Consider the following 25,171-nt stretch of genomic DNA (forward strand, 5'->3'; position numbering starts at 1 on the left):
CAGATTATCCCATATGATTCACGAATATCGATAATTCTAGAGTCAATAGATGAAGTAAACAGGCAATTAGAAATAGGGCGTTATTTTTTCACTGATATTAAGAAAGAAGGTATTCTTTTATATGATAACGAGGAATTTAAACTTAGCGAGGCTAAAGATTTGCCTTGGAGTGAGATGAAAGAAATTGCTAAAGATTATTATGAAGAATGGTTTAGAAGCGGATGTGGATTTTTAATTGATTGCAAATATCCATTGGAAAGAGGTGAATTAAATAAAAGTGCTTTTTATCTTCATCAAGCTACGGAAAGTTTTTACAGTAGCATTTTATTAGTTTTTTCTAATTATAAACCAAAGCTACATGATATAGAAGAATTAGGCGGCAGAGCAGCAAATTATAATAGTGAATTATGGGAAGTATTTCCGCAAGCAAATGAAGAACAAAAAGAATGTTTTGAATTACTAAAAAAAGCTTACGTTGATGCAAGATATGATAAAAATTAATAAAGAGCAGTTACTTTACTTGATTGAGAGAGTAGAAAAATTAAAAAATATTACGGAACGAATTTGTTTGGAGCGGATTAATCAGTAAAAGCGGCAGTATTTATTTATGACATTCCTGCGGAGCCGGGGTCTTGTTGCATGGCTTGGTTTTTCGTTATTGCGAGAAGAATTACGTAGTAATTCGACGAAGCAATCCAGTAAAAATTCTGATTTACAGAATTTTTTTATTATTTTTTCTGGATTGCCACGTCGCTTCGCTCCTCGCAATGACAAGTTGGTATCCGCGTAACAATGCCACGCGGGAATGACATAAACGAGCCATGCAACAAAGCTGATTTCTGCAATCAACAGAATGACATAAAAATGTAGTTTACAACACTTATGAAAATAATCGCTAAAATCCCGGCATGGATGCTTCTATGCTTATTTATTTTATCACCGACTACGGAAACAATTTATACTTCAGGATTACCGAGTTTAACCAAATATTTCGGCATTGACGGCGGTATCACTCAAACTACGTCTACATTATATTTTTTAGGATTTGCTCTCGGTATATTAACGCTTGGCAGATTATCGGATATTTACGGTAGAAGACCTATAGCTTTACTCGGGCTTTTTATTTATGTCATATCTTCAATTATCAGCATTTTTGCAGTTAATATAGAAATGCTGATGATAGCTCGTTTTGTACAAGCTTTCGGTGTAAGCGTGGGTTCTGTTATTGGGCAGGCTATGGCTAGAGATTCCTATCAAGGCTCAGAGTTATCATATGTCTATGCTAGCTTATCTCCGTGGCTGTTATTTATCCCTTCCCTCGGTTCATCTATAGGGGGCTATATTATAGAATATTCAAGCTGGCATTATGTTTTTGTATTTTTTAGTCTTACCGGTACTATATTACTAGCTTTATATTATAAAGTTTTACCTGAAACAAATTCTTATATAGATTTTTCACAAAGCAGTAAATATTTTGAGGTTTTGCAGGTAATTATTAAAGATAAAATTCTTTGGTTATATGCTTTTATCATCGGTGCATTTAACGGCATATATTATGGTTTTTTCATAGAAGCTCCTTTTATTTTTATTGATAAAATGAAAGTTTCGTCATCTTTTTACGGTAAATTAGCGTTTTTGTTATCTTTTGCCGCTATCTTTGGAGGATTTTTAGGAGGGTATTTAATAAAAAAACGCCATGTACATGATAAAAAAGTTATGGGTTTAGGATTTATTTTTAGTTTGTGCGGTTGTATATTATTTGCGGTAAATGCTTTTATATTAGAAGTGGTTTCAGCAAGTCATAGTCTTGCAATCGCTATGATATTTGTACCTATGATGATTCATATGGTTGGGCATAATCTACTTATCCCTATGACGCTTCGTTATGCACTGGTGGATTATGCTAAAGTAACAGGTACGGCCGGGTCTATATTCGGTGCAATATACTACGTAGTTATTGCTGCCGTAACTTATTTGGTTTCTAAAATACACAGCGAAACGATAAGCAATTTTGCTTTATTATGCTTCGTTTTAAGTATTAGCTCTGCTATTTCGTTTTATTGCATTTGGGTTTTATATAAGAAAAAACACAAATTATAAATAAATTAAGTATTAGGCTCTACGTACGGAAAATTAAATTATTTATATTTTTAGATATTTTTGAGCAAAAATTAATAAGATTTTTGCAATAAATAGTTGCTTTTATTTCAAAAAAATATTATAACTCTGGAGCCAAAAAGAGCAAAAATAGATTAAATTAATTTTCCGTACGCAGAGCCTAATATGCAAAAAAGAAAAATAGCAGCAAAAACAATAATAATCTCAAGAGTATCAACTAAACGTCAGCAGCAGTCAGGTTATTCACTTACAGTTCAAACATTAGACTCAAAAGAATATTGTACAGATAACAATTTAGATATTTTAAAAATTTATGAATTTGCTGAATCTGCTACAACGGGAAAACGTAAAAAATTTATGGAAGCAATCAATTTTGCTGCAAGCCAAAAAGAAATTGTAGCAGTAGTAGCAGATAAAATAGCTAGATTACAACGTAGTTTTAATGAATTAGAAATGCTTGAGAAGTTTATTAATGATGAAAAAATAGAGTTGCATTTTTGTTTGGACAAGGTTGTTATACATAAATACTCAATGTCGCACGAAAGAATGAAATGGAATGCAGGTATAATAGCTGCAAAATATTGTGCTGATTATGCACGTGATAATATGAATTGCAGTATTAAGCATAAATTACACCATGGTGAATGGATTAGCATTCCTCCTGTCGGTTATTTACATAATGCGAATACAACTAAAAAAGGCAGAGATAGAATATTTATTGATCCTAATAGAGCACCGCTTATAAAGCGAATATTTGAATTATATGCTAAAGGCATATATACTTTGCCTGAAATATTAGAAAAAACAAAGGAATGGGGTTTAACTAATTTAAGAGGTAATAAAGGTTATTTATGCACAACCTATCTTTTGCAGATTATTCAAAATCCCTTTTACTATGGAGTAATGTACTATAAAAAAGGTGATAAATATTATCCGCATTTATATGAACCTATTATTTCAAAAGAACTATTTGACAAATGTGCAATAGTTTTAAAAGAGGGAAATAAATTTAAAGAGAGTAATAAAGATTACATATTTAGGGGATTAATTAAATGTGCCAATACGGGTAAAGTTGCAACATCCGATACTAAACAAAAAACTTATGCTAACGGTAATGTTGGAGTTTGGAATTACTTAAGAATATGGGATGTAGATAACCCTAAAAAGTCAATATATATACCAGAAAAAAAAGTACTAGATGATATAGAAAGCGTTTTAATATCAATGCAATTAGAACCGAAATTTTTAGAAAAAGTAATAAACTATATAAAAAATTCGATAGATATAGAGCAAGAATATTACAAAAAACGTAAGCAGGAATTAGAGGTAGAAAGTGCCGAATTCAAAATGCGTATAGATAGAATAAAAGACTTATTTTCTGATAACACATTCAGTAGAGAAGAATATGAGTGGAAACTATTAGAATATACGCAAAAATATCAAGAAATAAAGAACGAAATTGAAATGTGCAATAAAGCAGATGATAGTACAAAACTGATTTCCTTAGTAAAAATTGCTTCTAGTGCTTATCAGACATTTATAGATTTGATTGCTGAAGAAAAAAGAAAATTAATAAATTTAATATTTTTTGACTTAAAGCACGATGCCGAAAAACTTCATTATAAGCTGCGTCCGCCATTTGGTAATTTTATAGATTTATCAAAGAGAAAATGGAAAGACATAATGTATGATTTGCTAACTACAACAAACCATCGAACCCAAATAAATGATACTTTTTTTTATATATAGTATGCGGTAGAGTAGTCATATAATTTATGTAAGTTATAAAGTGGAAATATTGTATGAATATTATTATAACTAATCTAACTTACACAAGATTTATGACAAGTGTTGCTTTTACGCTAAAATCTCATGGTTTGAGACCTCATCGTCTATCCCTTCAAGATCCATCTCTTCCTTTAAGGCTTCCATACTACAGCTACTAAATACATCAAGGCTATTTTGCTCGGCTTGCCATTTTAAGCTAGCTTCTTTAAAACTAACAATACCATTTTCAATTTCTTCTAATGTCCAATTTTTTATTTCGTGTAAAAAATTCTCTATATCTGCTTTTGCTTCTGGATTTTTTTCGATGAATGGATTAAAAAATTCCTTGATACCTGCTAATAATTCTTCTTTTCCAGGTTCTATGTCTTTTATATCTTTAGAATCTAGAGCTTGAGCTATCGGTGTATTAACTGCATCCTCATTGTTTGCTATATCCTCTTCTTCTTCAAAGCCTTCATCTATTAAATCTACAGGTTGATTAGCTGCTTGTTCTTTATTTAAATTATCTATTAAAGTATCACATAATCTTTGTATTTGTTCGCTATTCTCTGCTACATATTTACGTCCTATTTCTTCTAATTTTTCGATATTTTTAGGACTTGCATCATCTAAACTTTCAGTCTCTTTAGTAATAGGTAACCCTATTTCAAAAAATTCATCTTCACCGGATAAATCATTTTTAACCTCGATAGTGGAAGAATTTTCCATATTGTTCATAAGCCTGCTTACTAATTTTCCTTTTACAAGCCAACCTATTACCCCGTCAAAGCCGATTTTAGGTATGGAACTCGTAGGTTCGATGTCATTACTGAAATTGAATGCACAAACCATAGTATTGTCTAATATCTCTTTCTGTTCTTCACGTGTGAGAGTTTTTTCTTCGCGTATATGACTTTGTTCTTTATGTATATAGCCTTTTTTAAGCAACTTTAAAACCTCGTTTGCCGGTCTGTTTGCGTCTAACCCTCCATCTGCATATGTGTAAGGAGTGCCGGAAGCATATTCATGTCCTTGTACGGCTGCTTTATCCATAATAGGTTTAAAATATGTAGGTGCAGCTGTTGTTGCAAGTAATACGTCTTTTACCCTAACATGAGGGCTATAACCGTGAAAGCTGTCAAAAATTTCCAATTCTCCACCGTTAGTAGTCAAATCATTTACTGGAATAACAAGGCGGGAAGTAGTATTATCCATTCTATTATCGCCTAAATATTTTTCTAATAATTCTTTTAAAGGCTTCTGACTATATTTATGAGTAAATAACTGCTTAACTGAACCTAAGAAAGTATCAGGAAATATATCATTTGCACTCGACTTAAATATCTCAAGGGCTTCTCTAGCACTATATTTTGCTTCTTTTGAACCTGGCTCTTTCGGAATTGTTAATAATGCGGCGATAAGACCACCGACACTAGTACCGGAAATAATAGGAAATAGTTCAGTAATAGATTTTCCTGTTCTCTCTTCGATTTCTATAAGCGCCATTAATTCGGATATACCTTTAATTCCACCGCCGGAAAGTGCAAGTACTCTATTAGTTTTTATATTAGAGTTTATTTCCCGCTCTACTTCTGGAGGTAATTTGTGTACTGATTCTAGTCCTCCAGCTTCATGTATGTTTATGTACGCTTTGGTTTGAGGTGAAGAGTCTTCTAAAAATTTATCTTCCTTTCTAGGATCGAATTTAGGAAAAGCTCTCTTATCAATTTTTTCTGCCATAACAATACCGTAAAGATTTACATTGTGCAGCAATATATAACAAAAGTTAATAATTGTCAATAAATTTATCTGTATAAACTTAATAAAATTTAACTTATACAATAAAATTGTAACTATTAGTAAAGAAGACTTGATTAATAATTAATATTTTAGTATATAGCTAATATTATAACTATAATGGTATGAGATATGCTAAGTAATCCTAGTAATATAGATCCTAAGTTATTAGCTAAAGAAGTAAATACAATGATGCCCTTAGTAGAGAAAGATTTAGCTGATGTTGAAGATACAATAACTTATGGCAAAGAACAATTATTTAAATTTGTTAAAGATAAGAAAATTATGGAAGCTTTGGCATTTATGTATTGCTTTGAGGGAAATACTGGACAAACTTTAGATATTAAAGAATTATGTACTACAAATGATTTATTATATAGAGATGATTTTAGCACCCTTACGGAGACACTAGATACCTTAACCCCCCTTATAGGGATATTTTTTTCTGAATAATTTAACACTAATTCTACTATAAATAATAATGCTAAAATACGAAAACTTTGATAGCTCTTCTGATGAAGAGTTAAAAGAAAATTATACTTTACCTAAGTATCTTAATTTTTTACTTAAAAATATACTAGATATTAATTATATATATAACTCTGAAGATTTTAAACTTAAATTAGGTTTAATATTACATAATTTAGCTGATAGATTTTTTAAATATTCTGCTATTAGAAATATTTATAAAAAATTAAATCTGAAATATTAACCGTAGATAATGAATCTTTACAAGAAAACTTACAAATTATAAAAACTGCTTTTAATAAGCATCTTAATAAATTATTTAAAGAGTATAACAAAGAAAATGTAAGTGATACAGATTATCAAAAGCTATTGCACTGTGTATTTTATACAAATTACCCTATTCCTAAGATATTTACTTTAGCAGAAGGTATTACTGCTCAACATGCAAAGAAAGTATTATTACTAGAATTGCAAAGCAGTAATATCAACTTAAAAGGCATAAGTAATAACCCATTAAATTTTACAATACATAATTCTAAAGGACTTTTAGCTTTTGCTGAAATGATTGGCAGGAATAATAAAAATCAGCTAAAGCACCGGATTTTAGAAGAAGTAAATAGTGATTTATCTACTATATGTAAGATCTCAAATACTAAAGAAGAAACTTTTACAATTAATCATATAGTACATTATAAAACCGGTAATGTACAAACAGATGTACCTGGCTTAGGAAAATATGATGAAATTTTATCTAAATTTGAGCAAAAACCTGAATATAAACATGCTATTATAAAACGTATATTTGAAGTTGTACATGCTAAAGAATCGACACAAAATATAGAAGAATTACCGCGAAAACTAAATTACTTTGCAGAAAAGTTAACACATTTGTTGTTTGTAGCTGAAACGCATAGAAATAATGCAACCTTATTTACAGCTCCTATGTTTTTAGAACTTATTGATAAAAATAGTATATTTTTATTATATAAGGAGTTTTTTCCTATGTCTGCTGAGCATACCGTTGCTCAAACAAGAGGTATACTGAAAAACTATAAATATATGTTACCAAATTCCTGTCCAATAGATTATGACACTACAAATGTACAAAATGGTAATCTATTACTTATTAAAGAAGGTAATATATTAATAGAATGGCTTAGTAAAAAATTAAATAATTATAAACTAGCAAATATAGCACGAATATTTGACATCTTAGCTTCAATGCAATTTTACAAAAATATGGATAATGTAAAAATCAATGATATAAAATCTTTTTTAGAAAAAGTTCATGAATTAGAAAATTATCCTACAGATTTACTAGATTCACTAAACCAGAATTTAACTGCTTTAATTCTTAAAGTAAACAATATAGGAGAACGTAATTTAAAGCTTACAAAAACTAAGCTGCTTGAAAAAAAGGATTTTTCCAGGGATTTAAAGAACTTAATTGAAATAACCTATTTGGAATTTACTGAAAGCTTAAAAAATATTGAAGGGTTTTTAGCTCAAAAACAAGCATCTCTCAAGAAAGAAATTAAAAAAATCTTACCTGAAATTCTACAAATTTTATGTGATAAAATAAAAGAATGGTATGATATTGATACTCCTGAATATGCCAAAGATGTATTAAAAGATATTACCTTAAAATTTAATCAAACTATTTCTCCTAGAAAGAGATTAAAACTTTCTTTTTCTAAAAAAGTAGACATGTATAAGGAAAATGATGATGATAGTAATCAAACTGTGGAAACAACTTCTATAGATGATAGTATGAAAAAATATTATGAACTAATTGGAGAACATACTAATACTATATGCGATTAAAAACAGTATTAATATTATAGTCTTTTTGAGGTCCTAGAACTTGGTAGTTAAGAGTAAAAGAATCAGGATTTAAAAATATATAGGTAGCATTATATTCATCGCTGCCGCATAAATGGCTACCTGTAGCTCTTGAGTTATCTATAAAATCTAAACGATGAAATAAGCTATTTTCTGCTTTGGCAAAATATTTTACAATATTATTATTTTCTAAAATATATTTATATTCTTTATTAGCAAGGATTTTATGAGTGTAGTCGTTATAGTGAATTTGCAATTCCTCTTTATAGATTAATTCATTTAAACTTTCAGGTACAGCGTCATTCACAAAGCTTGATACAAGCAAATTTTTTGAGTCAAGCCTTTGCTCACGTACTTTTGTGCGCTCCGCAGGCTTGCTCTTAAATTTATCTTGTCTGAAGCTTTGTGAATTTAGCTGTAGAAAATACGCTATCCCCTCACCGTAACCATAATTATCTATAATTCTGTTAATTCGGTACTTTCCGGATAATCTTGAAAAAATTTCTTTTACTGAATTGTTTTTTGAGGGCATTTGGTATATATCTATGTCATTTTTGTGACATTTTGGCTTTGTTACATTGCTGTTTATGTCATTCCTGCAAAAGCAGGAATCCATTAGTCAATAAGTATAAATATAAAAGATTTAAATAGTTTCATTTTTTTTCTAGTTTCCCGCTTTCGCGGGAATGACATAGTACTTTACTAATTCTGCAATATTTTCATCAGCAAATTAATCTCTTCGCGTAATTCTATATCGTTTTCCAGTAATTCTTCTACTTTCTTAATAGCATGCATAACCGTTGTGTGGTCTTTTTTACCGAATTTTTTACCGATATCGGCTAAACTTTTCGGTGTTAATGCTTTACTAAGATACATAGCTATTTGACGTGGTCTTGCAACTTCTCGTAATCTCCGTGACGAAGACATATCGGATAATTTAATATTATAACGACTAGCTACTTTTTTCTGAATATCTTCAACGGTAATTATTCTTTCATTAGAACGTAATAAATCTCTTAAAATATTTTGTGTATTTTCGAGTGTAATTTCTTTTAAAGTAAAATTAGAATGAGCTATCACTTTATTTAAAGCTCCTTCAAGTTCTCTAACGTTTGAAACGATTTTAGATGCTAAAAAATCAATTACGTCTTTCGGTATTTTAACGTTCATCTGTTCAATCTTAGATTCTAGAATACCGAGTCGTAGCTCATAAGTAGTACTATGAACGTCGGCAACTAAGCCCCATCCAAGACGAGATTTTATCCGATCTTCAATATTATCTAAATCTGAAGGTGACCTATCACAAGAAATAACCATTTGACGGTTATTATCAATCAATGTATTAAAAGTATGGAAAAATTCTTCCTGCGTACTATCTTTACCGCAAATAAATTGAATATCATCAATCATCAACACGTCAACCGAGCGGAATTTCTCTTTAAACGAGATTACTTCTTTATTACGCAGAGCTTTAACAAACTGATACATAAACTTCTCTGCAGACATATATATCACTTTGCGGCTTGGATTATTCTGTTTGATATACCAACCGATTGCATGCATTAAATGAGTTTTACCAAGCCCTACGCCGCCATATAGAAAAAGCGGATTAGACTCAGAAACCGCACCTGATGATTCCGCAACCGCTCTTGCTGCTGCATAAGCTAGTTCATTTGGGGCTCCAACCACAAAATTATCGAAAGTAAAACGTACGTCAAGAGTTGAAAAGATATTTTCCGAATTAAGCTCACTGCTGCCGATATCGGCAAAAGTCTTAGTAGGTAATTCTATAACTGTTTGGGTTGTTCCAGGTAACTCTTTAGTAATTATTTCAATCGACTTAATGGTATTATTATAATGTTGAAATAGTTGCAATATGACCATAGAGTATTTGGATTTTATCCAATCTCTAACAAAGTTAGTAGGGGCACAAAGAATAACGGTATTTAATGAAGACTCTATAAAATTGACTTTACTAAACCAGCTATTATATAGAGTTTCACCGTAATGATTGTAAAGATCTTGAGCCACGTGACTCCAGACATTTACATAATTATCACCTTGATCCGTTAAAATTATTTGATTAGTACTCACTTAAAACTGCCACGGTAAGTTATTTTGTTTCCAGCCTTTGTCTTGATTATTTCCTTCAAAGCCGTCACTAATATTATAACAATTTTTATAACCCATATTAGCTATAAAATTTGCTGCGATAAATGACCTATATCCTGAACGACACAGAAAAAATATTGCTGCATCTATTTTATCTTTAATTATAGATAAAAAATTATCTTCAAAATCTTTATTCAATTGCCAACTTAGAAAGACCAACTTATTTTTATTATCTAAATGAGGTATCCCAACTTGTTGCCACTCTTCTTTAGTTCTAACATCCACAAGAAAAGCATTATCATTTGAAATTAATATATCATAAGCTTTTGTAGAACAGATATTTTGAACCGACATATTTACGCTTTTTTGCTGTTATTGATAATTTGAAAAGTTTACGTTATTGCGAGGAAAATTACGTAGTAATTTGACGAAGCAATCTCAGGAGTCCTGCTTTATGAGATTGCCACGCTCCTTTTAGTCGCTCGCAATGACGGCATTAACTGCTTCGAGGCAATGCCTAAAGCATTTTAAAATGATCTTGGTATCTGATAAATTTAATAATATTATTATAAAAAAATTTTGCAAGATGTTATAGATGAATAAATTAAATAAAAACTCTTTACAAAAGAAACTTTTTTACCGTAGTAAAAACCGCGGTTGCAAAGAAATGGATTATATACTCGGTAGCTTTGCCGAAAAGTACCTATCCTTAATGGATGAAAAAAAACTTGGAAGCTATTCTTTAATACTTGATCAAAATGATAATGATCTTTATAATTGGATTAATAATAAATCTTCTGCTCCTTCTTATCTAGATGCCGAAATAATTGATAAATTACGCAAAATAGCAAAAATATAAATTCCTGTAGAATGTTACAACAAAAATTTCCGGCTACTGCCAAATCTTTCTTTGCAACCCATAATTTTACTAAGAATCTCAAGCAAGATTTTATCTTGAGTAGCAGTAATGAAGATGAAGCGTTGCAATTATACAAGCAAGCTTTATTTTTTTCTTCTAATGAAAATATTTATTACTTTCCAAGCTATGATACTATCCCTTACGACCATACGTCACCAAATGCAAATATCTTATCTAGACGTGCAGAAATATTAACCAAGCTAACAACAAATAATAGTAACGGCAAATTACTCATCACTTATGCAGCGAACTTATTAAACAAATTACCGCCGAAAGATTTTTTTTCTAAATATTTTTTAAAATTATCTCCTAAAATGAAATTTACTACGGATGAGCTTGCTATGTTTCTAGTAGAAAATAGTTTTACAAGAAATGCGAGTAGCATCGATGTCGGGGAATTTGCGGTTAGAGGCGAAATCATTGATATAATATTGCCTGGTCCTAAAGCTTATAGAATTAATTTTAGCTGGGATTATATTGAATCAATAAAAGAATTTGATATTGATACACAAATTTCAACTAAATCTTGCAGCGAACTCGTTATTAGTCCTGCAAATGAGATAGTTTTAAACTCTGAAACAAACGGTAATTTTAAGAATAATTACTTACGAAATTTTGGAGTTAATCATACCGATAATCCTTTATATGAGGCGGTGATATCGGGAAGAAAATTCGCAGGATATGAACAATTACTTCCATTATTTTATAATTCCTGCTCTAGCTTAGTAGATTACCTAAACGATCCTATTTTCATATTCGATAATTTATCAAAACAAGCCATTTTAGAGTTTGAGCATAGTTATAACGATTTTTATTCAGCAAGGTCAGAGGTAAATAAACTTAAATTTAATAGTTTCTATCCCACCCTTTCACCGACTGACTTATATTTTACCGCTTCTGAAATAACGGAATTACTAGAACAAAAAAATAATATATTTATTAGTTATGAAAATTCTGAGCAAGCAACTCTAATTGAAAATATTAGTTCTGCAAGTTTTATAGAAAAGAAAACGGTTTTCGATAAATTATTTGAGATTATTAAAGCTCATTCTTCTAAAAAAATCGTAATAGGTGCAGCTTCTTTAAGCGGTCTTGAGAGAATTAAAAGCATCACCCAAAATTATGAATATAAATATAATGAGATAAATAAATTAGATGAGGCTAAGGCTTCAGTAATAAATGTCGGGATAATTCCTTTAAATCAAAGCTTTTATACGAAAGAATATTTATTTATTACCGCTAGCGAATTATTAGAAGAAAAATCTAGCTCTACAAACACTAACAAAAAGCTTAAAAATATCTTGCTGGAGCTTGATAATTTAGCTGAAGGTGAGTTTGTAGTACACAAAGATCATGGAATAGGGCAGTTTTTAAAGCTAGAAGCTTTAGAAATCAAAGGCAAACTACATGATTTTTTAAAGATTTTATATGCCGGTAATGATAAATTATATATACCGGTTGAAAATATAGAGGTAATAAAAAAATACGGTAATGATAATGCAGAGCTTGATAAGCTTGGTAGTAGCTCATGGCAAAGAAGTAAGGCGAAACTTAAAAACCGTATAAAAGAGATAGCACTGCATTTAATACAAATAGCAGCTAAAAGGAAACTTAATAGCAGTGCTTCCGTTGAATTTGATCTTGAAGAATATGATAAATTTTGTGCTAATTTTCCTTTCAGCGAAACAGAAGACCAGTTAACCGCTATAAACGATATTAAAGAAGATCTAAGAAACGGTATGTTAATGGATAGGTTAATATGCGGTGATGTCGGGTTTGGTAAAACAGAGGTAGCAATGCGTGCCGTCTTTATGGTAGCAAAATCTCTAAATGAACATTTACCTCAAGTAGCTGTAGTTGTACCGACAACTATTTTATGTAGTCAACATTTTTCAAGGTTCATAGAAAGGTTTAAGGGATTTGGTTTAAATATTAAGCAATTATCTAGCGTTATTAGTGCTAAAGAAGCAAAAATTATAAGATCGGAGCTTGAAAGCGGTAAAATAAATATAATAATAGGCACTCATTCTTTATTACACAAAAATACAAAATTCTTTAATTTAAAATTGTTAATAATCGATGAAGAACAGCATTTCGGTGTTGGTCAAAAAGAATTTCTTAAATCACTAAAATCCTCTTCCCATGTACTTGCAATGTCGGCAACACCGATTCCTAGAACGCTGCAAATGTCAATGACCGGTTTAAAAGAACTTAGTATTATTGCAACGCCGCCTTTAAACAGGTTGGAAGTTCGGACGATGGTTATGCCGTTTGATCCCGTTATTATCAGAGATGCATTATTACGCGAACATTTTAGAGGTGGAAGAAGCTTTTATGTAGTTCCAAGAATTAAAGATATAGAGGATATCGAAAAACAATTAAAACAAATCGTGCCGGAATTAAGTTATAAAATAGCTCACGGAAAAATGACCCCGAGTAAAATTGATGAGGTTATGAGCGAGTTTTATGCCGGTAAATTCGATATACTAGTCTCAACTACTATTATAGAATCAGGAATTGATATAGCCGAAGCAAATACCATGGTCATACATAAGGCCGATATGCTGGGGCTTAGCCAGCTATATCAATTGCGTGGTCGGATAGGTCGAGGTAAAGTGCGGGGCTATGCCTATCTAACAGTAGCAAGTCATAAAAAGATGACGTCGCACTCCTTAAGACGTTTAGAGATAATACAAAATAGTTGTGCTTTAGGCTCAGGCTTTACTATTGCAAGCCATGATATGGATTTACGTGGCTTCGGTAATTTGATAGGTGAAGAACAATCAGGACAAATTAAAGAAGTAGGTACGGAACTCTATCAAGAAATGCTGGAAGAACAAATAGCTATTTTTAAAGATGAACCGATTGTCTCGGAGCAGCTCTTTATTCCGACTATTAATTTAGGATTATCCGTCTTTATTCCTGATAATTATATATCCGATTCAGCCCTTAAACTTGGGCTATATAGAAGAATAGGTAATTTAAGCAATGAGATAGAAGTAGAGAAATTTAAAGATGAGATGATTGATAGATTCGGCTCACTACCGATTGAATTTAATAATTTACTTGATATTGTAAAAATAAAACTATTATGCTTTAAGTTAAATATTGAGAATTTGGATTCAGGAGATAACGGATTTGTGATTAAATTTTATAAAAATGCCGATATGACCGATAAAATTTTGAAGTTCGTTAGTACTTACTCTAATCAGGCAAAAATCAAACCGGATAATAAATTAGTATATATCAAGAAATTAGTAGATAAAAATATAATTGTTGAAGTGAATCAGTTACTTTGGAAATTAGGGGGGTGTAGACTCGATGTCATTCCTAATACGTCATTGCGAGGAGCGAAGCGACGTGGCAATCTCATAAAGTAGGACTCTTGAGATTTCTTCGTCAAAATTTTCAATTTTTCCTCGCAATGACGATAACACTTTTTTAACGTAATAAACATGCCCTATAACCTAAAACAACTATTCCAAAAACATAACGTAAAAGGTTTGTCGATTAATTCTAAAACCGTTAAGGAGAATGATATCTTTTTTGCGATTAAAGGACAAAATGTCGATGGAAATGATTTTATAAATGAGGTTTTAAATCAGGCAGTAGCATTAGTAATTACAGACAATAAAAAAAATACTATTATAGATGATAAAGTAATTTACGTAGAAGATGTACAGGTAGCTTTATATGAAGCCATAGAAATATTCTATCCTAAAAAACCAAAGAATCTAATAGCCGTAACCGGTACTAACGGTAAAAGCTCGGTAGTTTCCTATATAGCTCAAACATATTCATTACTTGGAAAAAAAGCCGCATCTATCGGCACGATAGGTGTAGAGATTTTTGGCTGCGATAATCTTATAAATGATGTGCCGGAGTTGACTACACTCGATTATTTAAGCTTTAGAAAAATTGCTCATAATTTAGCTGAAAACAATATAGAATATTTGGCTTTTGAAGCTTCTAGTCATGGTCTTAATCAAGCAAGACTTGGGGAAATAAAAGTAAATACCGCATGTTTTACTAGCTTTAGTCAGGATCATCTAGATTATCACCATACAAAAGAAAATTATTTATTAGCCAAACTGAAATTATTTACTAGACATCTTTTTAAACCAGCTTATAGAGAGGAATTTAAAGGAGACACGGAACACAGCACCACAGCGTACATACTAGTACGTGAGGATGCGAGTACCGGATCGACGTCTAAATTACTTCTAGAAGCGAAGTTTGGGAAGATGTCTACCGAGTATTTATTACAAGGCGGTCTTGCAATATTAAATTCCGATATAGCAGAAATAGAGTTCGTTAAAGATTATCTGCGTAACCATAATATTAAATTTATAACTGTTGGAAAAAAAGGTGATGTACAAATAACTAAAATCAATGGTTCTTTAAAAGCACAAAATATTAATTTTATATTCAATAATAGAGAATGTAGTTTTAATACCTCTATAATCGGTAGTTTTCAGGCTAGCAATTTGTTAATTGCCGCTCTTAGCATTCATTATATCGGATTTGATTTTAATAAAATCATCGAAATTCTAACGCAAGTTAAACCGGTAAAAGGCAGAATGGAGCGAATAGGCAACACTAATATTTTTGTTGATTATTCCCATACTCCGGATGCTCTTGAAAAAGCTTTAACGGAACTGAAAAATGTTAAATTACGTGATAGTAGGCTAAACGTAGTTTTTGGTTGTGGCGGTAATCGTGATAAGACAAAAAGAAGTCTTATGGGGCAGATAGCCGCAAGACTCGCTGATAACGTCATAATTACCGATGATAACCCACGTCATGAAGATCCAAAACTGATCAGAGCCGAAATCATAAGTGGTATAGAGAAAGCGGATTATACGGAAATAGCAAATAGAGAAGAAGCTATTAAATACGGGATAAATAATTTAAAACAAGATGATATTTTATTAATTGCCGGCAAAGGTCATGAAAATTACCAAATTATAGGCGATAAGAAATTACCTTTTGATGATGCTGAAATTGTGAGGAAACTAATGTCATTGCGAGGAAAGGCGAAGCCTTGACGCGGTAATCTCATGCCAAAATCCTGAGATTGCCACGCTCCTTTTAGTCGCTCGCAATGACGGTTAAAGCTCTGATTTTGCAAGAATGACATAAACATAACAATATAAAACACTATAATATGATTTGGAACTCTGAAACGCTAAGTAAAGCACTAGCTATAACAATCTCTAATTCTATCAATTGTAATGAAGTGCAATTTAACTCCAAAGACGTTAAAAAAGGTGATTTATTTATAGTACTTCAAGGTAATAGAGACGGTCACGATTATGTTCTAGATGCAATAGATAAAGGAGCGGCAGCCGTAATTGTTAGTAAGCAAGTAGAGATAAATGATAAAGATAAAATTATCCTAGTTGATGATTGTTTTGAGACTCTACAAAAAATGGCTTTGTATAAACGAGAGAATTCAAAGGCTAAATTTATAGCTATAACCGGTAGTGTCGGTAAAACCTCCACTAAAGAAGCACTGAAAATATTATTACAATATGATTCCCTAGTTTTTGCTAGCCGAGGTAATTTCAATAACCGTTTAGGATTACTTATTAATCTTGCTTCAATGGCGGATGATACGGAATATGCTATTTTTGAGCTTGGCATGAATCATAAAGGCGAAATAAGGGAGTTGGTTCAAATATTAAAGCCGAATATTGCCATGATTACTAATATTTCGGAGGCCCATTTAGAGTTTTTTAACTCGCTTGAAGAGATAGCTGAAGCTAAATGTGAGATTTTTGAAAATTTTAGCAAAAATGATATTGCCGTTATTAATGCCGATATTAATTGCTATAATAAAATAGTATCGATATTAAAAAATCTCTCTATTAATAGGGTATATAACTTCGGCATATCGCATAATACACCTGCACAATTAGTTTTATATGAGAATCTAGGAGAGCAAGTCCACTTAAAGTATAAGATAAATAATAAGTCTTTAGAGATAACTATACCTTTCATTCCTAGGCATTTTGCCGAAAATTATACAGCTATACTTTTAATTATCGATATATTAGGTAAAGATATAGAGATAGCTGCAAATCACTTGGCAAATATTCCTCCTAACAAGGGAAGAGGGGAAATTATCAATATACAAAACTCTCGTATAATTTGTGATTACTATAATGCAAGCCCGCAGTCAATGAAAGCTGCATTAGAATATTTAAAACAAGTACCTGCTGAAAATAAAACTGCTATAATAGGCGATATGCTGGAGCTTGGGGAAAATTCTAAACGGTTACATGAGGAGCTAGTACCTTATATATTAGATGCCGGTTGTTCTAAAGTTTATTTAGTAGGAGTAAATACTAAATATATTTATGATTTACTACCTCCTAAAATAGTTAAAAAATACTTTAAAAATGTTGATGAATTAATTACGCATATCACGGATTTATTTGAAAGTAATGAGCTTATCCTAATAAAAGGATCAAGAGGTATAAAACTTGATAAGATTGTTGATTATTATAAATAAATACATTAAGATATTTTTAATGTTGTGTGGTTTAGTTTTAACGTCATTGCGAGGAGAAACGTAGTTTCGACGCGGCAATCTCAGAAGATTGTTATTACTTCATGGGATTGCCACGCAGCCTATGGCTGCTCGCAATGACGATTTTATGCAATAAGAACAACATCAAAATATACTTTTTAATTTAAATCTACAAATGTTATATAATCTTTTACTTCCTCACATTCATAATTCACATATAGCTAATTTATTTCACTATATTACTTTTCGTAGCGGTCTTGCTATTATTATAACTCTAAGCCTTAGCTTTATCACGGGTCCGATATTAATAAAATTTCTGCGATCTCTTCAAAAAAACGGTCAGCCTATACGCTCAGACGGACCTGAATCGCATCAAACAAAAGCAGGTACTCCGACTATGGGAGGCATTATGATTATTTTGTCTAGCTGTCTTTCTACTTTACTACTTGCTGATTTAACTAATAAATATATTTGGATTACGTTATTTGGTTTTATTAGCTTCGGTATTATAGGATTTATGGATGATTATGCTAAGGTAACTAAAAATAACCATTACGGGGTAAGGGGAAAAAGTAAGCTTTTACTGCAAGGAATTATCAGTTTAATCATATGTATTTTACTAGAATATCTAGATAAAAATCCAAGTCATTTACTTAACGTACCGTTTTTTAAAAATTTAAGTTTGGATCTTGGTTATTTTTATATAGTTTTTGCTATATTTGTTATAGTCGGCTCTTCTAATGCCGTGAATCTAACGGATGGGCTTGATGGTCTTGCTACCGTTCCTATTGCTTTTACTGCCGGTTCTTTTGCTTTAATAAGTTATTTAGTAGGAAATCTAATTTACTCAAACTACTTGCAACTAACCTATATACCGAATACCGGAGAGTTAACGGTGTTATGTGCGGGGTTAGTCGGTAGCTGTCTTGGATTTTTGTGGTTTAATGCACAACCGGCAGAAGTTTTTATGGGCGATACCGGTAGTCTAAGTCTTGGTGGTGTACTTGGCATTATTAGTGTCATTACTAAGCATGAAATAGTTTTAGCTATTGTTGGTGGCTTGTTTGTTATTGAAACTGCATCCGTAATTTTACAGGTATATTATTTTAAAGCTACCAAAGGAAAAAGAATATTTAAAATGGCACCGCTCCATCATCACTTTGAAAAGCACGGTTGGGCAGAATCAAAAGTCGTAATAAGGTTTTGGATTATCTCGGTTATATTTGCTCTTATAGGCTTATCATCCTTAAAATTACGTTAATGATATACTCGTCCCACTTGAAAAATTGGCTGCGTCGTCTTTGTAAGTCTTCGGATGCTCACGTATTATTATACGCTCCGCTCCTCGGCTTACAAACTCCTTGCTCTTTTCCAAGTTGAACTTCGTCTATCTACTTCTCATTTATTGAGAATATATTAACTTTCTCTTGCTTTTGTACAAGAAATTTACTATAATGCCGACATTAATTTATAGTAGGTGTATGGCGTGGCTAAAGAAATAGATATAAATAAATTATTAGCACAAGAAAATAATGCTTTAAATACTATATTAAGCCAAGTAAATGAATTATGCGAACAAAATAAGAAGTTGCAAGGTTTAATCGAAATACAAAATGAAACTAAAGAACTAGAAAAAGAACATAATAGATCGTTGCCTTGGTTTAAAAGACTTGTAAAAACAGTTTCTAATGTAAAGTATATTTTTGTAAAAAGTGAAGAACAGTTAACAAATGAAGCAATAAAGTATAATAACAAAATATTAAAAGATATTGATAATAAGATATATAATATAGCGGAAAAATCTGCACCTTTAAAGCAAGAATTACAAGAAGAAATCGAAAAAAATTTTAAGGATTTAACAAAGAAAGATTTATCTAAAGAACAAAGAGAAAGATTATCGGAAGTATATTTTAGTTATAAGAGTAAACCTGAAAGATTTTCAGCTCTAAATATGACAAATCCCTTACAATTTATTAAGGCTGAAGAACTAGAGAAACAATATAATTCTTTAAATGCTACAAAACAAAACATCCAAAATTTAATATCCGAGAATTCTAATATCAAAGAACTTAAGGAAATACAAAAACAGGTTGCTGAAATTAGGGAAGAAATACCTTATACATTTTTTGAAAAATTAAATAATATTTGGCAAAATGTTAAAAATGTTTTTGTAAATAATAGTGAGCAGGTTTTAGCAAAAAACAAAGAAAGTAATACTAGAGCAATTAGAAAGATTGATGAACAATTATATAAAACGAAGCATAAATTTGAGGAATTAATTGAAAATAAAGAAAGAAATATTAATGATATAATTGCAAAGTTACCTGACAATGAGGAGTTACAAAAGATAGTAAGTAATCTTGCAAATCATATGACTTCAAAAAAGGAGCCAATATTAACCACCTCGTCCATAGCTAAACCTTTGGAAAATAATGTAACACCACCGCCTCCTTTAACGAAAAATAACATTCCGCCACCACCGCCGCCACCTCCTTTATCGAAAAATAACATTCTGCCGCCACCACCACCGCCTATGCCTACTATGGCTCCGGCTCAGACTGAGACATTATCTAAACCTGTAGGAGTTACTACTACGGTTAAAAAGCTGGAAAATCAACCACGTCCTTCTATAGATACTTCTGATTTAATGAGAGAAATAGCAGGCCCAAAAAATCTAAGAAAAGTTGAAAAAACGGATGTTAAGACACAAGATTCTAGAGACTTATTGCTGCAGTCTATAAGAGGTGAACACAAACTAAGAAAAGTTGAGTTTGATCCTAATACAGGAAAACCGGTTGCACATTCGCATAGTAAGCCTGCTCAGAATGTTAGCAAACCTAATGGAGTTGCATCAATTTTAGCACGAAGAGTTGCTATGGAGATGAGTGATAGTAGTAGCAGTAGTGGCAGTGAAAGCGATAGTGGTAACTGGAGTGATGCTAGTGTTAATAGCAATAAACCAAAGGCTCTAAAAACTAGAGGAGAACGAGATGCTAAAACGACTACGCATGCTCAAAAAATTCTAAGTAATAGGAGTTCACAAAAACCATCATTTGTTAGAAGTTAATTAAGATATTATTTCTTTGCGTAGGTTGCAGGCTTTGTTGCGTGGATACCTAAGCCGTCATTGCGAGGAGCCGTAGGCCTTGTTGCATGGCTCAAAAAACCGGCTCTATGTCATTCCCGCGGAAGCGGGAAGGAAGTAAAAACCTTGTTTTTTTAGGTTTATTTTATCAATTAATAGTAATTTTATAGCAGTATTAAAGTTATTTTTTGGATTCCCGCTTCTGCGGGAATGACATAAAACACCATATAAATCTATCCTTTAAACTTCTTAGTTACTTCAACTATTCTTTTACCAAATAAATTAGCAGTTTTTAAATCGCCCACGGTAGGAGTAATATCAGGAGAGGATTTGTGGTTAGATTGCGTCATAAGTCCTGACCAGCTACCTAAGCGGTTAATTTTATCCGGATCAGGCATCTCATGATCGGCAAAATTGGGGGCAGCTTCAGCTTGTCCAACCCAAATCATACAATGCTGCATAGCGAAGTGAAATAGCTGCTGAATACTGCATAACTTATCGCCTGAATAAGAAGCGGAATTAGTAAAAGCTGCTGTTATTTTATCTTTCCATTTTTGCTCGGCCCATTTTGCCGAGGTAGAATCCATAAATGTTTTAAACGGACCGGCTAAGCTACCCATATAGGTTGGGACTCCAAAAACGATAGCATCCGCATTATCTAATAAATCCCAATCTATATTATCAGGTTTGTCTTTATTTATTGGTATAATAGAAACATTTGCTCCTGCTTCTTTTACGCTCTTGTGTAGTTCTTCAGCTACTTTTGCAGTATGACCGTACCCGCTATAATATACGATAGCTACTTTAACCATTTTATTCTCCATATAAATATTACAACTAAATCGTCATTGCGAGCAGCCGTAGGCTGCGTGGCAATCTGATGAAATAATAACAAACTCCTGAGATTGCTTCGTCAATTTACTATTGTAAATTTCCTCGCAATGACGTCTAAACTACTGATATACGAAACCACACCTCTCCTATAAGCCTACAATAAACTCGGCTTCAGTTTTAGACTTTATTTCTTCAATAGTAACATCGTCAGCCTTTCTAACTAATATCATTTCATCTTTATCAATATCAAAAATTCCAAGATCGGTAATTATTCTGTTAACTACTTTTTTACCTGTTAACGGAAAGCTGCATTCTTTTAATAATTTAGCACCGCCGTCTTTTGCGTTATGTTCCATTATAATAACTACTCTTTTGGTGTTAGCGACCAAATCCATAGCTCCTCCCATACCTTTAACCATTTTACCCGGGATAGTCCAGTTGGCAAGATCGCCTTTTTGTGAGACTTGCATAGCACCTAAAATAGTTAAATCGACATGCGAACCTCTAATCATCCCAAATGAAAAGCTACTATCGAAATAGCTGCTTTCAGGAATAGCAGTAATAGTTTGCTTACCGGCATTAATTAAATCAGGGTCTTCTTCACCTTTATACGGAAAAGGTCCCATACCAAGCATACCGTTCTCGCTTTGAAATATTACATTCACTCCTTTAGGTATATAATTTGCTACATGCGTAGGCATACCTATACCAAGATTGACATATAATCCGTCTTTAAGTTCCTCTGCGGTTATCTGATAAATTTCTTCTTTGCTCCAAGCCATATCTTATTTTTCCCTGACGGTTAATTGCTCAATACGTTTCTCATATTTTTCACCTATTATTAATCGCTGTATGAAAATATTAGGTGTGTGTATATTGTTAGGGTCAAGTTCTCCTACCTCAACTATTTCCTCTACTTCACAAACTGTAACTTTAGCGGCACCTGCCATGGCTGCATTAAAATTTCGTGCAGTTTTATTGTAAATCACGTTGCCGCTTTTATCAGCTTTAAAGCCTTTAATAATAGCAAGATCGGCTTGCAACGCTGTTTCCATGATATATTTTTCGCCGTTAAACTCCTTTGTTTCTTTACCTTCTTCGACTATTGTACCTATACCTGTTTTAGTATAAAAAGCCGGAATTCCCATGCAACCAGCTCTAATTCGTTCAGCTAAAGTTCCTTGTGGGTTTAATTCAAGCTCAAGTACTTTATCAAGATATTGTTGCTCAAAAATCTTATTTTCTCCGACATACGAAGAAATCATTTTTTTTATTTGTTTAGTTTGAAGAAGAAGCCCAAGTCCGAAATTATCAACACCGCAATTATTGCTTATAATCGTTAAATTTTGAACATTGCTGTTAAGAAGTGCATTTATTAAATTTTCAGGAATACCGCATAGACCGAATCCGCCCGACATTATAGTCATGCCGTCATAAAGAAGTCCTTCAAGAGCAGCTTCAGCCGAAGGATAGATTTTATTCATAAATTTAAAATTATTTAATATCTATTATTTAAGAAATTAGGAGGATTTTCAAAAGAAGTCAAGGACATACACAAGTTTGGTATATTAAAAAAATACTTTACAAATTTAAAATAGTATATATTGTAGCTACTTATGATTGATAAAAATTAATGATACTATGAAATTAAATAAATTAAATTTAACTATTGCTGCTTGTCTTTTATATTCATCATCAGTATTAGCAACTGCATCAAATATTGATGACGATATGACAATTCAAGAAAATTCTAAAAAAAATTATAGCTATGTAATTACTTATGATAAAGATATGTCCTCAAGAACAAGTAGTGATGCTGCTATGTCATTGATTGAAGGTTATCGTCAATTAGATGATGCTATGTTTGCCGATTCAGATAATATAGCTATGAAAATCTTAAGTTATATTACAAGATTTACTGCTACATCTTGGATTATGGTAGGTAATCATGAAATAGGAGGTCATGGAGCAAGAGCAAGAGAATTTGACTTAAAAGTAACAAAATATGAAGTAGATCCTTTTGAGGGTACAACATATTTTAAAACTAAAGATTTTAATTCTTTGCAAATTCATAAGCAAATTGCTATAGATACAGGTGGGATTCAAGCAAGCTATTTGTTATCTGAAAATATTAAAGATAGATATATGACAATTAACAAAATTAATCCTACTTATGGTATAGGTTATTTATGGACAAGACTAGATCAAGCAAGTTATATTTTTAGTACTAAGTTTGACGGTAAAGATAAAGACGGTAATGATATAAATGCATATGTAAAAGCGATTAACTCCATATACGGTAAAAATTATATTACTAAAAATAAAATTCGTTCATATGCTTATTTAGATTTATTTGATCCGTTTTTAGTTTATTCAGGTTATTCATTTGTAATGAATACTAACTTAAATGATATTCCGATGATTGAATTAGGACCGGTTAAATATTACCTGCGACTAGAGCAATACTTGCTCCATATGGTTTAGAGCGTGGTTTAGTTAACCATTTTGTTGTTGATAATAAATATATTCAAGTTAATATTAATTACGGCAAAAATCAGAAATTTAAGTCTTACGGTGTTGGAGTTAAAGCTAATAACTTAGTCACATTTGATTTTGTCGGTTTAGGTTTAGAAGCAGCATTTTGGAATCAGCCTAAAATGTTAACCGCTACTCCTTTAAAAGAGAGCTGTAAGCAAGGCGGACTTGGGGCAGTTAATTTTGAGCTTAGCTTAAATGAAACATTTAAGATAGTCGGCTCAGGCGGTTACAAAACAGCCGGATTTATCGAAGGTATGCCTTTAAAATCTTCAGCTATTCTTAGAGCAGGACTAAAATTAGATTTATAAGCATTGCAAAAAACGTCATTGCGAAGCAGTATTGCCTGCGTGGACCGGTTTTTCCGTCATTGCGAGCGAACGTAGGGAGCGTGGCAATCTCAGGAGTTTTGCCTGAGGTTGCTTCGTCAATTACTTTGTAATTTCCTCGCAATGACGGCTTTAGTATATTTATTCCGGATGACTTTCTGAATCCCCTGTAATATCTACTTGTGTTTCGCTGGCGAGGTATTGCTTAAAAAATCCACCATGGTAGAGTTTTTCATCTCTTTGACATATAAAATCTTTAATTGCTCTTCCTTTCTCCATAGCTATATTAAATGCCTCTTGATCTAAGTTAATATAGCTTAACAGATTCTTTACTATTTCTATATTTCCTGTTTTCAACCCTTCATAAAGGTATTTATTATCATCTTTAATGTCATTACCTGTTAAGCGGAATAATAACGATACAAAAGTTTGAGTCCCTGTTATTTCTTGAGATTGGATACAATCTGTTAAAGCTTTGTATATAATAGAGGAGTGTGATTGTTCTGAGGGTAAACATATCTTAGTAAGAAAAGCTAGGGAGGTGATAGGAGCAAGTTTAGCGATTTTTATAAGGCTTTTTTCATCTAATATTATATTAAAGTTAGGCTGTATACTTGACATATTGATAAAATCAATCATTTCAAACATTAATTTTTTAAAATCTTCTACATTATCTTCATCCAATGCTTTTTGGAAATTACTTCCTAATTCTTTAGCTGTATTCTGTAATAATACAGGATCTAAATTTTCTTGTTGATTAGTTAACATATTAACCTCCATTTAATTTTTTTGTAAAATAGCAAAAAAATATAATCATGTAAACAAAAAAT

At 31.8% G+C, this 25,171-nt stretch carries 22 protein-coding genes and 1 pseudogene; 14 read left to right on the forward strand and 9 right to left on the reverse strand.

Annotation, left to right across the window (positions count from 1 at the left end; translation table 11 throughout):
* Positions 1 to 159 precede the first annotated feature (159 nt).
* The 3 genes from RF_RS01935 to RF_RS01945 all read left to right on the forward strand — a co-directional run bounded on the left by RF_RS01935 (position 160) and on the right by RF_RS01945 (position 3,867).
* A complete protein-coding gene (locus RF_RS01935; protein WP_011270696.1) occupies positions 160 to 501 on the forward strand; it encodes a HEPN domain-containing protein in 342 nt (113 codons plus the stop codon).
* 381 nt (positions 502 to 882) lie between these two features.
* Entirely contained in the window at positions 883 to 2,100 is a 1,218-nt protein-coding gene (locus RF_RS01940) for a Bcr/CflA family efflux MFS transporter (RefSeq protein ID WP_011270697.1), read from the forward strand.
* A 183-nt stretch (positions 2,101 to 2,283) separates the two neighbouring features.
* Positions 2,284 to 3,867 (forward strand): recombinase family protein, encoded by a 1,584-nt coding sequence (locus tag RF_RS01945; RefSeq protein ID WP_011270698.1) that lies wholly within the window; start codon positions 2,284 to 2,286, stop codon positions 3,865 to 3,867.
* A 108-nt stretch (positions 3,868 to 3,975) separates the two neighbouring features.
* Here RF_RS01945 and RF_RS01950 read toward each other — a convergent pair whose 3' ends face one another.
* A complete protein-coding gene (locus tag RF_RS01950; protein ID WP_011270699.1) occupies positions 3,976 to 5,625 on the reverse strand; it encodes a patatin-like phospholipase family protein in 1,650 nt (549 codons plus the stop codon).
* Between the two features lie 189 nt (positions 5,626 to 5,814).
* On the opposite strand from RF_RS01950, the gene RF_RS01955 reads away from it, so the two are divergent.
* From RF_RS01955 to RF_RS11225, 3 genes are all read left to right on the forward strand, one after another.
* A complete protein-coding gene (locus RF_RS01955; protein WP_011270700.1) occupies positions 5,815 to 6,135 on the forward strand; it encodes a hypothetical protein in 321 nt (106 codons plus the stop codon).
* A gap of 28 nt (positions 6,136 to 6,163) precedes the next feature.
* Positions 6,164 to 6,394 carry a hypothetical protein gene (locus RF_RS01960; RefSeq protein ID WP_081427744.1) on the forward strand — a complete coding sequence of 77 codons (231 nt, stop codon included), beginning with the start codon at positions 6,164 to 6,166 and terminating at the stop codon, positions 6,392 to 6,394.
* Between the two features lie 125 nt (positions 6,395 to 6,519).
* On the forward strand, positions 6,520 to 7,974 hold the full coding sequence (locus RF_RS11225; protein ID WP_011270701.1) for a hypothetical protein: 1,455 nt from the start codon (positions 6,520 to 6,522) through the stop codon (positions 7,972 to 7,974).
* On the opposite strand, the gene RF_RS08040 is transcribed toward RF_RS11225, so the two are convergent.
* The 3 genes from RF_RS08040 to RF_RS01990 all read right to left on the reverse strand — a co-directional run bounded on the left by RF_RS08040 (position 7,961) and on the right by RF_RS01990 (position 10,458).
* The gene (locus RF_RS08040; RefSeq protein ID WP_039594869.1) at positions 7,961 to 8,524 is read right to left on the reverse strand and encodes a DUF6314 family protein; all 564 of its coding nucleotides are present in this window, start codon (positions 8,522 to 8,524) and stop codon (positions 7,961 to 7,963) included. The genes RF_RS11225 and RF_RS08040 overlap by 14 nt on opposite strands.
* 170 nt (positions 8,525 to 8,694) lie before the next feature.
* Positions 8,695 to 10,086, reverse strand: a complete 1,392-nt coding sequence (gene dnaA / locus RF_RS01985; RefSeq protein WP_011270703.1) for a chromosomal replication initiator protein DnaA — start codon at positions 10,084 to 10,086, stop codon at positions 8,695 to 8,697.
* Positions 10,087 to 10,458, reverse strand: coding sequence for a rhodanese-like domain-containing protein (locus tag RF_RS01990; protein WP_011270704.1), 372 nt, complete (start codon positions 10,456 to 10,458; stop codon positions 10,087 to 10,089).
* 241 nt (positions 10,459 to 10,699) lie between these two features.
* Here RF_RS01990 and RF_RS01995 point away from each other — a divergent pair, with 241 nt between their 5' ends.
* From RF_RS01995 to rickA, 6 genes are all read left to right on the forward strand, one after another.
* A complete protein-coding gene (locus RF_RS01995; RefSeq protein ID WP_011270705.1) occupies positions 10,700 to 10,963 on the forward strand; it encodes an FAD assembly factor SdhE in 264 nt (87 codons plus the stop codon).
* 11 nt (positions 10,964 to 10,974) lie between these two features.
* A complete protein-coding gene (gene mfd / locus RF_RS02000) occupies positions 10,975 to 14,403 on the forward strand; it encodes a transcription-repair coupling factor (protein ID WP_011270706.1) in 3,429 nt (1,142 codons plus the stop codon).
* 75 nt (positions 14,404 to 14,478) lie between these two features.
* Positions 14,479 to 16,071 carry a UDP-N-acetylmuramoyl-L-alanyl-D-glutamate--2,6-diaminopimelate ligase gene (locus RF_RS02005; protein ID WP_011270707.1) on the forward strand — a complete coding sequence of 531 codons (1,593 nt, stop codon included), beginning with the start codon at positions 14,479 to 14,481 and terminating at the stop codon, positions 16,069 to 16,071.
* A 119-nt stretch (positions 16,072 to 16,190) separates the two neighbouring features.
* Positions 16,191 to 17,540: a UDP-N-acetylmuramoyl-tripeptide--D-alanyl-D-alanine ligase gene (locus RF_RS02010; protein WP_011270708.1), complete on the forward strand. Its 1,350-nt coding sequence runs from the start codon at positions 16,191 to 16,193 to the stop codon at positions 17,538 to 17,540.
* Between the two features lie 193 nt (positions 17,541 to 17,733).
* Positions 17,734 to 18,819 (forward strand): phospho-N-acetylmuramoyl-pentapeptide-transferase, encoded by a 1,086-nt coding sequence (mraY, locus tag RF_RS02015; RefSeq protein ID WP_011270709.1) that lies wholly within the window; start codon positions 17,734 to 17,736, stop codon positions 18,817 to 18,819.
* 225 nt (positions 18,820 to 19,044) lie between these two features.
* Positions 19,045 to 20,625, forward strand: coding sequence for an Arp2/3 complex-activating protein RickA (gene rickA / locus RF_RS02020; protein WP_039594871.1), 1,581 nt, complete (start codon positions 19,045 to 19,047; stop codon positions 20,623 to 20,625).
* Positions 20,626 to 20,876: 251 nt separating this feature from the next.
* Here the strand turns inward: rickA and RF_RS11230 are convergent, their stop codons facing one another.
* From RF_RS11230 to RF_RS02035, 4 genes and pseudogenes are all read right to left on the reverse strand, one after another.
* Entirely contained in the window at positions 20,877 to 21,092 is a 216-nt protein-coding gene (locus tag RF_RS11230; RefSeq protein ID WP_081427746.1) for a transcriptional regulator, read from the reverse strand.
* A gap of 39 nt (positions 21,093 to 21,131) precedes the next feature.
* Positions 21,132 to 21,467, reverse strand: a pseudogene (locus tag RF_RS11235) (flavodoxin family protein); the annotation flags it as partial.
* 156 nt (positions 21,468 to 21,623) lie between these two features.
* A complete protein-coding gene (locus RF_RS02030; protein WP_011270712.1) occupies positions 21,624 to 22,259 on the reverse strand; it encodes a 3-oxoacid CoA-transferase subunit B in 636 nt (211 codons plus the stop codon).
* A 3-nt stretch (positions 22,260 to 22,262) separates the two neighbouring features.
* Entirely contained in the window at positions 22,263 to 22,961 is a 699-nt protein-coding gene (locus tag RF_RS02035) for a CoA transferase subunit A (RefSeq protein WP_011270713.1), read from the reverse strand.
* 157 nt (positions 22,962 to 23,118) lie between these two features.
* Here RF_RS02035 and RF_RS11240 point away from each other — a divergent pair, with 157 nt between their 5' ends.
* Together RF_RS11240 and RF_RS02050 are read left to right on the forward strand one after the other, a co-directional pair.
* On the forward strand, positions 23,119 to 23,961 hold the full coding sequence (locus RF_RS11240) for a hypothetical protein (protein ID WP_011270714.1): 843 nt from the start codon (positions 23,119 to 23,121) through the stop codon (positions 23,959 to 23,961).
* Between the two features lie 173 nt (positions 23,962 to 24,134).
* The gene (locus tag RF_RS02050; protein ID WP_011270715.1) at positions 24,135 to 24,323 is read left to right on the forward strand and encodes a hypothetical protein; all 189 of its coding nucleotides are present in this window, start codon (positions 24,135 to 24,137) and stop codon (positions 24,321 to 24,323) included.
* 159 nt (positions 24,324 to 24,482) lie between these two features.
* On the opposite strand, the gene RF_RS02055 is transcribed toward RF_RS02050, so the two are convergent.
* Positions 24,483 to 25,109 (reverse strand): hypothetical protein, encoded by a 627-nt coding sequence (locus tag RF_RS02055; RefSeq protein ID WP_143549673.1) that lies wholly within the window; start codon positions 25,107 to 25,109, stop codon positions 24,483 to 24,485.
* Between the last annotated feature and the right edge of the window lie 62 nt (positions 25,110 to 25,171).

Source organism: Rickettsia felis URRWXCal2 (assembly GCA_000012145.1).
GTDB lineage: Bacteria > Pseudomonadota > Alphaproteobacteria > Rickettsiales > Rickettsiaceae > Rickettsia > Rickettsia felis.